Raw genomic sequence first — 14,257 nt, 5'->3', positions numbered from 1 at the left:
ACGACGACGAACGCCCCGATCCGAGGATCGGGGCGTTCGTGTATTCCAGCTGAAGGACTACTTGCCGAAGCCCTTGAAGCGCTGGTTGAACTTCTCGACGCGACCGGCGGAGTCCATGATGCGCTGCTTACCCGTGTAGAACGGGTGCGACTCGGACGAGATCTCCACGTCGATCACCGGGTAGGTGACGCCGTCGAGGTCGATCGTCTTGCCCGACGAGACCGTCGAGCGCGTGAGGAACGTCGCGCCGGAGGCGAGGTCGCGGAAGACGACGGCTTCGTACGTGGGGTGGATGTCAGATTTCATCAGCAGTCCTTGTTGAGTGGATGGTGTGGGTAGTACCCGCGCTCGGAACTCCAGGCACGAGGCAGAAAGCTCTTGGCTCCGCGAGCCAAAGGTCGACTTTACCAGACTCGGCGCGCATCTGCTCGCCAGCCGAGGACGACTCGCCGAGGCGTGGCGGTCAGGAGGGGGCGACGGCCGAGCGTCCGGCGCGGACGGAGCGGGCGTGGAACCGGCCGTCCTCCTCGCTCAGCTCGATCGGGAGGTCGAAGGTCTCGCTGAGGTGCTCGGCCGTGAGTGTCTCGGCGATCGGGCCGGCGGCGACGATGCCGCCGTCGCGAACGAGCAGGACGTGGGTGAACCCGACGGGGATCTCTTCGACGTGGTGGGTCACCATGATGATCGCCGGTGAGTCGTCGGCGCTCGCGTAGCCGCCGAGCAGCTCGACGAGCTCCTCGCGCGTGCCGAGGTCGAGGCTCGCTGCCGGCTCGTCGAGCAGGAGGAGTTCGGGGTCGGTCATGATGGCCCGCGCGATCTGCACGCGCTTCTGCTCGCCGTCGCTGAGCGTGCCGAAGCGGCGGTCGGCGAGGTGGTCGAGCTTCCACTCCGCGAGGACCCGCGACGCGCGCTTCACGTCGATGTCCTCGTACTGCTCGACCCAGCGCCCGGTGACCGAGTAGGCCGCCGTGAGCACGACGTCCAGGACGGTCTCCTCCGGCGGCACCCGCTTCGCGAGGGCGGAGGACGCGAAGCCGATGCGCGGGCGCAGTTCGAAGACGTCGACCCGGCCGAGCGTCTCGTCGAGCACGGAGACCGTGCCCTTCGAGGGGTGGATGAGCGTCGCCGCGAGCTGCAGGAGCGTCGTCTTGCCGGCGCCGTTCGGGCCGAGGACGATCCATCGCTGGTCGCCCGTCACCGTCCAGTCGACGCCATCGAGGATGGGGTTGAGATTACGGACGACGGACACATCGGAGAACTGCAACACGCTCGGCATGGTCCTAGCCTATCCGCCAAGACTCGTCGCGCGTCGCCGTCCTCCGAGGTGTCCGCAGGTGGTTCAGACCAGGCTGCGGTACAGCTCCGCCGTCTGGGTGGCGATGCGCGACCAGCTGAAGTCGGACTCCGCGCGTCGGCGACCAGCGGCCCCGTAGGCCCTCGCCTGGGCGGGATCCTGGACGACCTCGGTGAGGGTGGCGGCGAGGTCGGCGACGAAGCGCTCCGGGTCGAGCGGGGTGCCGGTGCCGTCGGAGGCCTGCGCGAGCGGGACGATCCTGCCGGTCACACCGTCCTGCACGACCTCCGGGATGCCGCCGGTCCCCGTCCCGACCACGGCGGCACCGCAGGCCATCGCCTCGAGGTTGACGATGCCGAGTGGCTCGTAGATCGACGGGCACACGAAGGTCGTGGCGGCGGTGAGGACGGTGCACAATTCGTGACGCGGGAGCAGTCGTTCGATCCACACGACCCCGGTGCGCTCGCGCTGCAGCTCCTCGACGAGCCCCTTGACCTCGGCGAGGATCTCGGGGGTGTCGGGAGCGCCTGCGCACAGGATGAGCTGCACGTCGGGTGGCAGCAATCGGGCCGCGCGGAGCAGGTACGGCAGCCCCTTCTGACGGGTGATCCGACCGACGAAGACGACGGAGGGACGGGACGGGTCGATGCCGAGGGACCGCAACAGCTCGTCGTCCACGCGTGGCTGCCAGTCGGTCAGGTCGATGCCGTTGTAGATGACCTCCACCTTGGCCGGGTCGAGGCTCGGGTACGACCGCAGGATGTCGCGACGCATGCCGTCGCTGACCGCGACGACGGCCGCGGCGCCTTCGTAGGCGGACTGCTCGATCCAGCTGGACACGCGGTACCCGCCGCCGAGCTGCTCGGCCTTCCAAGGGCGGAGCGGCTCCAGACTGTGCGCGGTCACGACGTGCGGGATGCCGTGCAGCAGTGACGCGAGGTGACCGGCGCCGTTCGCGTACCAGGTGTGCGAGTGCACGAGGTCGGCCCCGGCGACGTCCTGGGCGATCAGGAGGTCCGTCCCGAGGGTCGTGAGGGCGCCGTTCGCCCCCTGGAGCTCGGCCGGGACACCGTACGCGACGGTGTCGGCCTCGTCGCGTGGAGCGCCGAAGCAGCGCACGGTCACGTCGATGTCGCTACGGAGGGATTTCACCAGCTCCGACACGTGGACGCCTGCGCCGCCGTAGATCTCCGGCGGGTACTCCTTTGTCACAAGATCAACTCGCATGTCTAGACGCTAGTACAGGTCTCGTCCGGCATCTATTGTGAAGCCATGGCCGCCTCAAAGAAGATCTTCGGAATCGTCCTCGCTGGTGGGGAAGGGAAGCGGTTGATGCCGCTGACCGCAGACCGCGCGAAACCGGCCGTACCGTTCGGCGGGCAGTACCGCCTGATCGATTTCGCGCTGTCGAACCTCATCAACTCCGGACTCACCCAGATCGTCGTCCTCACCCAGTACAAGTCCCACAGCCTCGACCGCCACGTCTCGCAGACCTGGCGGTTGTCCGGCCTGCTCGACTCCTATGTCGCGTCCGTGCCGGCGCAGCAGCGTCTCGGGAAGCGCTGGTTCAGCGGATCCGCCGACGCGATCCTGCAGAGCCTCAACCTGATCCGCGACGAGAAGCCCGACATCGTCGTGGTCGTCGGCGCCGACCACGTCTACCGCATGGACTTCGCGCAGATGATCGAGGCGCACATCGCCTCGGGCAAGAAGGCGACGGTCGCCGCGATCCGTCAGCCCATCTCCCTCGCCGACCAGTTCGGCGTCATCGACGTCGACGCGGACGACCCGACGACCATCGCCCGCTTCCTCGAGAAGCCGCTCGACGCGCCGGGCCTGCCCGACTCCCCCGGCGAGGTGCTCGCCTCGATGGGCAACTACGTCTTCGACGCCGACGCACTCATGCAGGCGGTCATCGACGACGGTGAGGTGACGAGCTCGAACCACGACATGGGTGGCGACATCGTCCCGTACTTCGTCGACCGCGGTGAGGCCGGCGTCTACGACCTCCAGCGGAACGACGTGCCCGGCTCGACGGATCGCGATCGCTACTACTGGCGCGACGTGGGGACGATCGAGTCGTTCTACGAGGCCCACCAGGACCTCATCTCGACGCTCCCGATCTTCAACCTGTACAACCGCGACTGGCCGATCTTCAGTTCGCAGCTGAACTCGCCGCCGGCGAAGTTCGTGCGGGACGCGAAGGGCAACCTCGGCCAGACCATCGACTCGATCGTCTCCCTCGGTTCGCTGCTGTCCGGTGCCCACATCGAGCGCAGTGTCCTCGGGCCATGGGCGCTCGTGGAATCCGGCGCCCACGTCTCCGACTCGGTCGTGTTCGACAAGGTCCACATCGAACCGGACGCCGTCGTCAAGCGGGCTATCCTGGACAAGGATGTGGTGGTCACCTCCGGCGCGAGCGTCGGTGTCGACCACGACCGTGACCGCGCTCGCGGTTTCACCGTCACCGAATCCGGTCTCACCGTGGTTGGCAAGGGAGTACGCGTCGTTCCATGAGTACCGAGCGTTCGGCAGTGGCGGATCCCGAGGCAGCACTCCCCCCACAGGCCGGACGAGGCGTCCGGTTCCTCGCGGTCCTCGACGCCGACTCGACGCTCATCCAGAACGAGGTGATCGAGCTGCTCGCCGAGGAGGTCGGCAGCCTTCCTGAGGTCGCCGCCATCACCGAGCGCGCCATGCGCGGTGACCTCGACTTCGCCGACAGCCTCCGGGCCCGGGTCGCGACGCTCGCGGGCCTGCCCGTCGACCGGATCCCGGTGATCGCCGAACGGATCCGGACGACGGTCGGCCTGGAGACGCTGATCGGCCGGCTGCATGCGCACGGGTCACGGATCGGTGTCGTGTCCGGCGGGTTCCATGAACTGCTCGACCCGCTCGCCGAGGTACTCGGCCTCGACCATGTGCGGGCGAACCGCCTCGAGACCGCCGACGGTCGGTTGACGGGAGGCCTCAGCGGCCCCATCATCGACGCGGCGGCGAAGGCGGCCGCACTGCAGGAGTGGGCCGACGAGGACGGCGTGCCGTTGGGACGGACGATCGCGATCGGCGACGGAGCCAACGACCTCGAGATGATGGCCGTCGCCGGGCTCTCGGTCGCGTTCAACGCGAAGCCGATCGTCCGCCGCCATGCCGACGTCGTCGCCGGGCGGGTCGACCTCGCCGGCGTCCTCCCGCTCCTCGGGCTCTGATCCGCGCGTCGGGGTCAGCGCCCGAGGTCGGGTTCTGCTCGGTGCGGTGCTGCCCGGGTCAGTGACCCATGCCGAGGCCGCCGTCGACCGGGATGACGGCGCCGGAGATGTAGCCCGCGTCGTCACCGGCGATCCACGTGACGACCTTCGCGACCTCGTTCGCACTCGCGAAACGCGCTGCCGGGATGCTCTTCTTGTACTCGGCCTGGGTCTCGGCGGGCAGTTCGGCGGTCATGTCGGTCTCGATGAACCCCGGGGCGATCACGTTCGCCGTGATCCCACGTGCACCGAGCTCGCGGGTGATGGATCGCGCCATGCCGATGAGGCCGCTCTTCGAGGCCGCGTAGTTGACCTGGCCGGCGGACCCGTAGAGACCCACGACGCTGGAGATGAGCACGATGCGTCCGAAGCGTGCCTTGAGCATGCCCTTGGACGCGCGCTTGACGACGCGGAAGGAGCCGCCGAGGTTCGTGTCGACCACCTGGTCGAAGTCGTCTTCGCTCATCCGCATGAGCAGGGTGTCCTTCGTGATGCCCGCATTCGCGACGAGCACCTCGACCGGCCCGAGCTCCGACTCGATCTCGGTGAACGCCGCGTCGACGGAGGCGGCGTCGGTGACGTCCGCGCGGACGGTCAACGTGCCAGCGGGGCCCTCGCCGGATCGTGCGGTGACGGCGACGCGGTGACCCTGCGCGACGAACTCCTCGGCGATGGCGAAGCCGATCCCCCGGTTGCCTCCGGTGACGAGTACGGTGCGTGGTGCGGTCATGGTCGATTCCTCTCCTGCGGCGATACCGGCCGACTCGTGCGGCGGCCGTCGGGGCGCGCGACGTTCCGGCCGCGGGCCCGTACCAGCATATGGGGGTACTCCCTTTCTCCCGGTGATTTGGGGGCTTCGCCCACCCGCCGAGCGCGTAGGCTGGTCATGGCATGAAGCAGCAGAGCATCACCTCCCTCCCACCGGCTCCCGAACAAGAGCGCCGGCAGCGGCTCATCAAGTACTCGATCACCATGGGTGTCCGGTTGCTTTGCCTCGCTGCGCTCCCGTTCGTCCAGGGCGGTTGGATGTTCGCGGTCGCAGCCGGTGCCATCTTCCTGCCGTACGTCGCCGTCATCATCGCGAACGCCGGGTCGCTGCCGTCGCAGGGGGCCATCGAGCGCCCCACCGGTGTCGTCGTGTCCCAGCGGCCGATCATCGTCGACGACTCGGTTCCGCCTCGTCCGGCCGACCAGGCATGATCGGGTTCGGTGCCGAGCCCGACGGCGTGATCTGCTCCCGGGCCGGCTGCCGCGCGGCGGCGAGCTGGCGGATCGAGTGGCGCAATCCGAAGATCCACGCGGAGGACCGCGTGAAGGTCTGGACCGCCTGCGACGAACACGTCGACTTCTTGGAAGCCTTCCTCGAAGCCCGCTCCTTCCCGCTCGAGCGGCGTCCGCTGGCGTCGGCGGTCGGCTCATGAGCGCGGGTTGGCGGTTCGCCTTCAGCCGCCGTTGGCTCGGCTACCTCGGCGTCGCGATCGTGTTCGCGATCGTGTGCGTCCTCCTCTCCAACTGGCAGCTCGCCCGCGCGAGCGAGAAGGAGGAGGAGGTCCAGCGCATCGAGACCAATTGGGACGCGACCCCGATCCCGCTCGACGAAGCGCTGCCGTCGCTGGACTCCTTCAGCGTGGCCGACGAATGGCACCCGGTGTCGATGAGTGGCACCTACCTGCCTGACGAACAGCTGCTGGTCCGGAACCGTCCCCGGAACAACCAGGCGGGCTTCAATGTCCTCACGCCGCTCCGACTTGCCAACGGAGACGTGTTCATCGTCGACCGTGGCTGGGTCGCTGCGAACGATTCACTCGAAGCACCCGAGTCGGTCCCGGCCCCTCCAAGCGGTGAGGTCTCGGTCGTCGTCCGCATCCGACCCGGCGAACCGACGCTCCCGGGCCGCGGGGCCGCCGACGGCCAGGTGGCCACGATCAACCTCCCGCAGATCGCCGAACTCCGCGGCGAGACGCTCTACTCCGGTGCGTACGGCATGCTCCTCTCGGAGAGCCCGGCGCCTGCCGAGGCGGCACCGCTCGGTCCGATCAAGCCCGAGCCGAACGAGGGGATGCACCTCTCGTACGCGCTGCAATGGGTGGTCTTCGCGCTGATGGGCTTCATCTTCCTCGCCTATGCCATCCGTCAGGAGTACCGCATCCTGAACTCCGACGACCCGAAGGAGCAGCGGCGTGCGGCTGCGCGCGCCGAACGGCTCGCCGCGAAGGCACGGTCCGACGCCGACATCGAGGATGAGATCCTCGAAGCGAGTCGCTGACCCGACCGGCCCGAGCCGTCGACGGACGGGGCGCACCCGGCCCATGATGCTCACGGGCCGGGCGCGCTGGCCCGCTGGCGCTAGGCCAGGCTGACGAGGTCCTGGTAGTCCTTGTTCCAGTGGTCCTCGACGCCGTCGGGCAGGATGAGCACCCGCTCGGGGTTGAGCGCCTCGACGGCGCCCTCATCGTGACTCACGAGCACGACGGCACCCTCGTAGTGGGCGAGCGCGTCGAGGATCTCCAGACGGCTGGCCGGGTCGAGGTTGTTGGTCGGTTCGTCGAGGAGGAGCATGTTCGCGCCCGAGACGACGATCATCGCGAGAGCGAGTCTCGTCTTCTCGCCACCGGACAGCACGCCCGCGAGCTTGTTGGAGTCGTCGCCGGTGAACAGGAACGAGCCGAGGACCTTGCGCGCTTCCATCTCGGTGATGTTCGGCGACGAGGAGACCATGTTCTCGAGCACGCTGCGCTTCACGTCGATCGTCTCGTGCTCCTGCGCGTAGTAGCCGATCCGCAGGCCGTGCCCGGGCTCGAGCTGCCCGGTGTCGGGCTGGTCCACTCCAGCGAGGATCCGCAGCAGGGTCGTCTTGCCCGCACCGTTGAATCCGAGGATGACGACCTTCGAGCCACGGTCGATCGCGAGGTCGACGGCCGTGAAGATCTCGAGCGAGCCGTAGCTCTTCGACAGGTTGCTCGCCATGAGCGGCGTCCGGCCACAGGGCGCCGGGGTCGGGAACCGCAGCTTGGCCACGCGGTCCTGCGCGCGGACCTCCTCGAGCCCGGAGAGCATCCGTTCGGCGCGGGCCACCATCTGGTGGGCTGCGGCCGCCTTGCTGGCCTTCGCACCGAACTTGGCCGCCTGGAGCTGGAGCGCCGTGGCCTTCTTCTCGACGTTGGTGCGCTCCTTCTTCCGGCGCTCCTCATCGGCCTCGCGCTGACGCTGGTAGTTCTTCCAGTTCATGTTGTAGATGTCGATGACGGTGCGGTTCGCATCGAGGTAGAAGACCCGGTTGACGGTTTCGCCGACGAGCTCGATGTCGTGCGAGATCACGATGAACCCGCCCTTGTACTGCTTGAGGAACTCACGCAGCCAGACGACCGAGTCAGCGTCGAGGTGGTTGGTCGGCTCGTCGAGGATGAGCGTCTCGGCGTCGGAGAAAAGAATGCGCGCGAGCTCGATGCGTCGGCGCTGTCCACCCGAGAGCGTCTTCAGCTGCTGATCGAGGATGCGGTCGGGCAGGTTCAGGTTCGACGCGATCGAGGCCGCCTCGGCCTCTGCGGCGTACCCGCCGAGCGCGTTGAACCGGTCGGTGAGGTTGCCGTACTTCTTCATGGCGGCTTCCGCCACCTTCGGGTCGTCGCTCGCCATGGCCATGCTCGACTCGTGCATGCCGAGCGCCAGCTGGCCGAGACCACGCGCATCGAGGATGCGGGTGCGGGCGAGGTCCTCCGGGTTGCCGGAGCGCGGGTCCTGCGGCAGGTACCCGATCTCGCCACCGCGATCGATCTTGCCGTTCGTCGGGAGGGTCTCCCCCGCCAGCGTCTTGGTCAGGGTCGTCTTACCGGCACCGTTGCGGCCGACGAGGCCGATCTTGTCGCCGGCGGACACGCGGAAGTTCACGTGCTCCATGAGCACGCGTGCCCCCACGCGGATCTCGAGGTCGTGCACACTCAGCACAGGCATAGTCCATTTCTTCGGGTGCGTTTCGACAACGCGGAGGGTGGGGGTCAGCCTCCCAGTATAAATCGTGAATCCGATGCTCAGCACCGCGGCCGTTCCGGTGCGGCCGGACAGCCGTCAACGCAGGGCGGAGATCCGTACGACCGCCTCGGTGAGGAGCTCGGGTGAGCAGGCCAGGTTGAGTCGCGCGTGGCCGACGCCGCCGGGCCCGAACGGGGCTCCCTCCTGCAGGGCCACGCGCGCCTCGCGCAGGATGCGCCGCGCCGGTGGCTCGGTCCAACCGAGCGTGGTGCAGTCCAGCCAGGCGAGGTACCCGGCGGCAGGCGGACGGTAGCCGACCTCGGGCAACTCGGTGCCCAGCAGCTCACCGAGCAGCCGCCGGTTGCCGTCGAGCAACCCGAGGAGCCCGTCCAACCAGGGCTCTCCGGCCTCGAAGGCGGCGACTGAAGCCAGCACACCGAACTGGCCCGTCCGCCAGAACACCTCGACCGGCATCCCAGCGACCACGCTCCGTGGCCCGGGGCCGGCGGTGACCATCACCGCGCACTTCAGGCCGGCGAGGTTCCAGGCCTTGCTCGCCGACAGGACGGCGTACCCGTGTTCGGCGGCCTCGTCGGACACGCTGAGATAGGGGACGAACCGCTCGCCCGGCTGGGTGAGCGGAGCGTGGATCTCATCGCTCACGACCGTGACCCCGTACCGCGCGGCCAGCGCGGCGGCCGAGCGGAGTTCGTCGACCGTGTGCGGCCGACCGATCGGGTTGTGCGGGTTGCAGAGGAGGAACGCCTTCGCGCCGTTGCGGAAGGCGGCTTCGAGACCGTCCAGGTCGAGCCGCCAGCCCCCGGCGGGATCGTCGGCGCGGCTGGACCCGAGCAAGGGGACGTCCACCACGACTCCCCCGGCTTCGGTGACGAGGTCGAAGAACGGCGGGTAGACCGGCGAGGTGATCACGACGCCCTCGCCGGGAGAGATGACGCGACGCAGGATCTCGACGATGCCCATGCTGACGTCGGCGGTGGTGAACACGGAGCCGGGATCCACGTCCCATCCCCAGCGTCGCGCTGCGAAGTCGGCGAACGCCTGTGGGAGCCGTGTGCGGCTCGCGACATACCCGGCGTCACCGCGGTCGATCGCCGCGTGCAGGGCATCGCGGACCACGGGTGCCAGGGGGACGTCCATCTCGGCGACGAACATGGGCAGGACGTCGTCGGGGTACTCGGACCACTTCTCGCTCGTCCGGCTGCGCAGGACGTCGAGGGGGTCTGCGGACACGATCTCGGTCATGCCTCGACCCTATCCGGGATCAGCCGGACGACGCTGCCGGGAACAGGACGACGGACGGCTGCAATGCAGCCGTCCGTCGTCGTGGAGGTTCGATCAGATCGAGAAGCCGAGGGCACGCATCATGTCGCGCCCGTCGTCCGTGATGCGCTCCGGGCCCCATGGCGGCATCCACACCCAGTTGATGCGGAAGGCGTCGACGATGCCGTCGAGCGCTTGACCCGTCTGCTCCTCGAGGACGTCCGTGAGCGGACATCCGGCGGAGGTCAGGGTCATGTGGATGATGAGCGCGTCGTTCTCGTCATCCCACCCCAGGTCGTAGATGAGACCGAGGTCGACCACGTTCACCCCGAGCTCGGGGTCCATGACGTCCTTGAGCGCCTCTTCGACCTCGTCGAATCGTTGCGGACTGAGCGTTGTTACCATGTCGTTATCTTAGACCGCTCGCGCGGCCTCAGGCACCTTCCGGGGCGACGACGGCGTCGACGAGGAAACGGTCGTAGCCTTCGTTCTCGAGTCGGTCGGCGAGCTCGGGACCGCCCTGCTCGGCGATCTTGCCGGCGACGAAGACGTGCACGAAGTCCGGCTTGATGTAGCGGAGGATCCGCGTGTAGTGCGTGATCAGCAGGACGCCGAGGCCCGTGTTCTCCTTGGCGCGGTTGACGCCCTCGGACACGATCTTGAGGGCGTCGACGTCGAGGCCGGAGTCGGTCTCGTCGAGGACTGCGAACTGCGGCTTCAGCAGCTCGAGCTGGAGGATCTCGTGACGCTTCTTCTCGCCACCGGAGAAGCCCTCGTTGACGTTGCGCTCGGCGAAGGCAGGCTCCATGCGCAGGTTCTTCATCGACTCGCGGACGTCCTTGATCCAGCCGCGGATCGCGGGCGCCTCGCCGTCGACGGCGGTCTTCGCCGTGCGGAGGAAGTTCGTGACCGTGACTCCGGGGATCTCGACCGGGTACTGCATCGCGAGGAAGAGTCCGGCACGGGCGCGCTCGTCGACGCTCATCGCGAGGACGTCCTCGCCGTCCAGCGTGATGGATCCGCTGTCGACGGTGTACTTCGGGTGGCCGGCGATCGTGTACGCGAGCGTGGACTTGCCCGAACCGTTCGGACCCATGATCGCGTGCGTTTCGCCCGTGCGGATGGTGAGGTCGACGCCACGCAGGATCGGCTTGGTGCCCTGCTCGGTTTCGACGCTGACGTGCAGGTCGCGGATTTCGAGGACTGACATGGTGCTAGATCTCTTTCGTTGCGGTCGGGTCGATGTAGATGTCGCCGTCGATGAGCTCGACGGTGTAGACGGGGACCGGCTCGTAGGCCGGAAGGGTGAGCGGCTTGCCCGTCGTGAGCGAGAACTGCGAACCGTGTGCCCAGCATTCGAGGTTGCCGTCCTCGACGAAGCCTTCGGACAGCGAGATGTCGCCGTGGGTGCAGACGTCGCCGATCGCGAACAGTTCGTCCGACGCGTCGCGCACGAGGGCGATCGGCACGCCGTCCACCACGACCCGCTTGGCCTGGTTGACGGCGAGCTCGTCGAACGAGCACACCTTCGTCGCCATCAGTGCTGCGCTCCGCCGGTGCCCTGTCCGTCGGCGCCGAGCAGTTCGGCCTCGATGGCCGCCGAGAGGCGCTCCTGCAGCTCGGTGTCACCGATCTGCTGGATGATCTCCACGAGGAAGCCGCGGACGACGAGTCGTCGTGCCTCGTCCTCAGGGATGCCTCGAGCCTGCAGGTAGAAGAGCTGCTCGTCGTCGAAGCGTCCGGTCGCGCTCGCGTGACCGGCACCGGCGATGTCGCCGGTCTCGATCTCGAGGTTCGGCACCGAGTCGGCACGGGTGCCGTCGGAGAGGACCAGGTTGCGGTTCTGCTCGTAGCTGTCGGTGCCGACGGCACGGTTGCTGATGAGGACGTCGCCGATCCACACGGACCGCGCACCCTCGCCCTGCAGTGCGCCCTTGTAGGTCACGCGCCCGCGGGTGTTCGGTGCGTCGTGGTGCATGTAGACCTGCTGCTCGAGGTGCTGACCCGCGTCGGAGAAGTACACCCCGAGCGAGTCGAGGTCCGAGCCCTGACCGGCGAGGTGCAGGGTCGGGTTCACCCGGACGACCTTGCCGCCGAGCGACACCACGACGTGCTTGAGGTGGGCGTCGCGACCGATGGACGCGAAGTGGCTGGCGAGGTGCACGGCGGCGTCGTCCCACCACTGCACGGTCACGACGGTCACGTCGGCCTGTTCGCCGACGACGATCTCGACGTTCTCGGTGAGGCGGGCGTCGCCCGCGTTCTCGATGATGATGAGGCCACGGCTGAACGGCGCGGCGGTGATGACGGTGTGCGCAGCGCGGGCGCCGTCGCCGAGCCCGCTCCGCTCGAGGCGCAGGGTCTTGGGCTCCTCGCCCGTGACCGAGATCGCCAGTGCCTGGTCGAAGCTCGACCAGGCGTTCGCGGAGGCGCGCTCCTCCGGCACGCCGGCGGAGCCGACGCGGGCGTCGTCGCGACTGATCCACTCGACGCTGAAACCGTCGACGTCGTCGTGCGTGATCGGGGTGGGTGAGCCGTCGAGCTCCCCCGCGGTGAGGTCGGTGAACTGCGCGACCGGGCTGAGCTTCCAGACCGCCTCGCGTCCCGTCACCGCTGGGAAGTCGGCGACATCATAGGAGCTGAAGCGCTCCGATCGGGTCTGCACCGGGATGACGCGTCCTGCGCCGTCGCTGTGTGCCGTGATGCCGTGCTGTCCTTCGGTCTGAGTCGGTGCTGCAGTCGTCATTAACCGACGGATCCTTCCATGCCCATCTCGATGAGCTTGTTGAGTTCGAGTGCGTACTCCATGGGCAGTTCGCGGGCGATCGGCTCGATGAAGCCGCGGACGATCATCGCCATGGCCTCGTCTTCCGGCATGCCGCGGCTCATGAGGTAGAAGAGCTGCTCCTCGCTGACCTTGGACACCGTCGCCTCGTGTCCGAGCTGGACATCGTCCACCCGGATGTCGATCGCCGGGTACGTGTCGCTGCGGGAGATGGTGTCGACCAGGAGCGCGTCGCAGCGCACGGTGTTGGCCGAGTGATGGGCGTTGGCGTCCACCCGGACCTCGCCGCGGTATCCCGCGCGTCCGCCGCCTCGGGCGATCGACTTGGAGACGATGGACGACTGCGTGTACGGAGCCATGTGGATCATCTTCGCGCCGGCGTCCTGGTGCTGGCCGGGACCGGCGAACGCGACGGACAGGGTCTCGCCCTTGGCGTGCTCGCCCATGAGGTAGATGGACGGGTACTTCATCGTGACCTTGGATCCGATGTTGCCGTCGATCCACTCCATGGTCGCGCCTTCGGCGGCCGTAGCGCGCTTCGTGACCAGATTGTAGACGTTGTTCGACCAGTTCTGGATCGTCGTGTAGCGGACGCGGGCGTTCTTCTTGACGATGATCTCGACGACCGCGGAGTGCAGCGAGTCCGACTTGTAGATCGGCGCGGTGCAACCCTCGATGTAGTGCACGTAGCTGCCCTCGTCGGCGATGATCAGCGTGCGCTCGAACTGGCCCATGTTCTCGGTGTTGATCCGGAAGTAGGCCTGCAGCGGGATCTCGACGTGCACGCCGGGCGGCACGTAGACGAAGGAGCCACCCGACCACACGGCGGTGTTCAGCGCGGCGAACTTGTTGTCGCCGGACGGGATGACCGTGCCGAAGTACTCCTCGAAGAACTCGGGGTGCTCGCGCAACGCCGTGTCGGTGTCCATGAAAATGACACCCTGCGCCTCGAGCTCCTCGTTGATCTGGTGGTAGACCACCTCGGACTCGTACTGCGCGGCGACGCCGGAGACGAGGCGCTGGCGCTCCGCCTCGGGGATGCCGAGCTTCTCGTAGGTGTTCTTGATGTCGTCCGGCAGGTCCTCCCAGGTCTGAGCCTGCTTCTCGGTGGACCGGACGAAGTACTTGATGTTCTCGAAGTCGATCTCGGAGAGGTCGGCACCCCATGTCGGCATGGGCTTGCGCTCGAACAGCTGCAGGGCCTTGAGGCGGCGCTGCAGCATCCAGTCCGGTTCGTTCTTCAGTGCGGAGATGTCGGCCACGACCTCGGTGGAGATGCCGCGGCGCGCTGAAGCGCCGGCGACGTCGCCGTCGTGCCATCCGAACTCGTATTGGCCGAGTCCGGCGAGCTCCGGGCGATCGATCAGGATGTCTGACATGTGTCCCTCTTTCCTCCCTGGAGACAACCACCGGCTGGAGGTCGTCATTCCCTCCCATGGCACGCGCCTGATCGGAGCGGATTGGGGAGGGGATGTGCGGGCGGCTTCTTCGCGAACCTACAATGTTCATGAACCATGGCGCTTCTCGCGCGCACCGTGAACCTCATAATCCTACAGCTTCCTGTGGGTTGTGGGTGAGGACGGTGGATACGGCAGCCGTGGCCACCGCGAACCGAAGGATCGACCCCGTGTCACACCACTCCAAGACCGCCGGTCGACCGACGCCGGCACCGTCCCTTCC

Annotated in this window: 16 protein-coding genes; 5 read left to right on the top strand and 11 right to left on the bottom strand. The window is 67.8% G+C overall.

What is annotated here, in order from left to right:
• Positions 1 to 57: 57 nt before the first annotated feature.
• The 3 genes from ACLIME_RS05680 to glgA all read right to left on the bottom strand — a co-directional run bounded on the left by ACLIME_RS05680 (position 58) and on the right by glgA (position 2,521).
• Complete coding sequence (locus tag ACLIME_RS05680; protein WP_056005588.1) at positions 58 to 306, bottom strand: type B 50S ribosomal protein L31; 249 nt, start codon at positions 304 to 306, stop codon at positions 58 to 60.
• Positions 307 to 463: 157 nt separating this feature from the next.
• Positions 464 to 1,276: an ABC transporter ATP-binding protein gene (locus ACLIME_RS05675; RefSeq protein ID WP_085510924.1), complete on the bottom strand. Its 813-nt coding sequence runs from the start codon at positions 1,274 to 1,276 to the stop codon at positions 464 to 466.
• A 63-nt stretch (positions 1,277 to 1,339) separates the two neighbouring features.
• Complete coding sequence (gene glgA / locus ACLIME_RS05670; RefSeq protein ID WP_411558401.1) at positions 1,340 to 2,521, bottom strand: glycogen synthase; 1,182 nt, start codon at positions 2,519 to 2,521, stop codon at positions 1,340 to 1,342.
• A 45-nt stretch (positions 2,522 to 2,566) separates the two neighbouring features.
• On the opposite strand from glgA, the gene ACLIME_RS05665 reads away from it, so the two are divergent.
• Both ACLIME_RS05665 and serB read left to right on the top strand, forming a co-directional pair.
• A complete protein-coding gene (locus ACLIME_RS05665; protein WP_064296946.1) occupies positions 2,567 to 3,811 on the top strand; it encodes a glucose-1-phosphate adenylyltransferase in 1,245 nt (414 codons plus the stop codon).
• On the top strand, positions 3,808 to 4,503 hold the full coding sequence (gene serB / locus ACLIME_RS05660) for a phosphoserine phosphatase SerB (RefSeq protein WP_411558400.1): 696 nt from the start codon (positions 3,808 to 3,810) through the stop codon (positions 4,501 to 4,503). The genes ACLIME_RS05665 and serB overlap by 4 nt, the downstream gene beginning before the upstream one ends.
• Before the next feature lie 58 nt (positions 4,504 to 4,561).
• Here serB and fabG read toward each other — a convergent pair whose 3' ends face one another.
• Positions 4,562 to 5,272: a 3-oxoacyl-ACP reductase FabG gene (gene fabG, locus ACLIME_RS05655; protein WP_079705970.1), complete on the bottom strand. Its 711-nt coding sequence runs from the start codon at positions 5,270 to 5,272 to the stop codon at positions 4,562 to 4,564.
• Between the two features lie 161 nt (positions 5,273 to 5,433).
• Here fabG and ACLIME_RS05650 point away from each other — a divergent pair, with 161 nt between their 5' ends.
• The 3 genes from ACLIME_RS05650 to ACLIME_RS05640 are packed head-to-tail and all read left to right on the top strand — an operon-like array spanning position 5,434 to position 6,808.
• A complete protein-coding gene (locus ACLIME_RS05650) occupies positions 5,434 to 5,742 on the top strand; it encodes a DUF3099 domain-containing protein (protein WP_086473255.1) in 309 nt (102 codons plus the stop codon).
• Positions 5,739 to 5,963, top strand: coding sequence for a hypothetical protein (locus ACLIME_RS05645; RefSeq protein WP_079705968.1), 225 nt, complete (start codon positions 5,739 to 5,741; stop codon positions 5,961 to 5,963). Before ACLIME_RS05650 ends, ACLIME_RS05645 begins: the two co-directional genes overlap by 4 nt.
• Positions 5,960 to 6,808, top strand: a complete 849-nt coding sequence (locus ACLIME_RS05640; protein ID WP_085510918.1) for an SURF1 family protein — start codon at positions 5,960 to 5,962, stop codon at positions 6,806 to 6,808. Before ACLIME_RS05645 ends, ACLIME_RS05640 begins: the two co-directional genes overlap by 4 nt.
• 80 nt (positions 6,809 to 6,888) lie before the next feature.
• Here the strand turns inward: ACLIME_RS05640 and abc-f are convergent, their stop codons facing one another.
• The 7 genes from abc-f to sufB form a co-directional block, all read right to left on the bottom strand.
• On the bottom strand, positions 6,889 to 8,487 hold the full coding sequence (gene abc-f, locus ACLIME_RS05635) for a ribosomal protection-like ABC-F family protein (protein WP_056005615.1): 1,599 nt from the start codon (positions 8,485 to 8,487) through the stop codon (positions 6,889 to 6,891).
• Positions 8,488 to 8,607: 120 nt separating this feature from the next.
• The gene (locus ACLIME_RS05630; RefSeq protein WP_411558399.1) at positions 8,608 to 9,774 is read right to left on the bottom strand and encodes a MalY/PatB family protein; all 1,167 of its coding nucleotides are present in this window, start codon (positions 9,772 to 9,774) and stop codon (positions 8,608 to 8,610) included.
• A gap of 93 nt (positions 9,775 to 9,867) precedes the next feature.
• A complete protein-coding gene (locus ACLIME_RS05625; RefSeq protein WP_056005622.1) occupies positions 9,868 to 10,197 on the bottom strand; it encodes a metal-sulfur cluster assembly factor in 330 nt (109 codons plus the stop codon).
• 28 nt (positions 10,198 to 10,225) lie between these two features.
• Positions 10,226 to 11,002: a Fe-S cluster assembly ATPase SufC gene (sufC, locus tag ACLIME_RS05620; protein ID WP_064296938.1), complete on the bottom strand. Its 777-nt coding sequence runs from the start codon at positions 11,000 to 11,002 to the stop codon at positions 10,226 to 10,228.
• 4 nt (positions 11,003 to 11,006) lie between these two features.
• Positions 11,007 to 11,330 (bottom strand): non-heme iron oxygenase ferredoxin subunit, encoded by a 324-nt coding sequence (locus ACLIME_RS05615; RefSeq protein WP_064296937.1) that lies wholly within the window; start codon positions 11,328 to 11,330, stop codon positions 11,007 to 11,009.
• The gene (gene sufD, locus ACLIME_RS05610; protein WP_411558398.1) at positions 11,330 to 12,538 is read right to left on the bottom strand and encodes a Fe-S cluster assembly protein SufD; all 1,209 of its coding nucleotides are present in this window, start codon (positions 12,536 to 12,538) and stop codon (positions 11,330 to 11,332) included. Before sufD ends, ACLIME_RS05615 begins: the two co-directional genes overlap by 1 nt.
• Positions 12,538 to 13,956 (bottom strand): Fe-S cluster assembly protein SufB, encoded by a 1,419-nt coding sequence (gene sufB, locus ACLIME_RS05605; protein WP_079705963.1) that lies wholly within the window; start codon positions 13,954 to 13,956, stop codon positions 12,538 to 12,540. Before sufB ends, sufD begins: the two co-directional genes overlap by 1 nt.
• Positions 13,957 to 14,257: the final 301 nt, after the last annotated feature.

The sequence above is a fragment of the Plantibacter sp. MPB07 genome (genome assembly GCF_046619465.1).
Taxonomy (GTDB): Bacteria; Actinomycetota; Actinomycetes; order Actinomycetales; family Microbacteriaceae; genus Plantibacter; species Plantibacter auratus.
The sequence above is the reverse complement of the archived record's forward strand: the minus strand, read 5'-3'. Positions and strand labels throughout refer to the sequence as shown.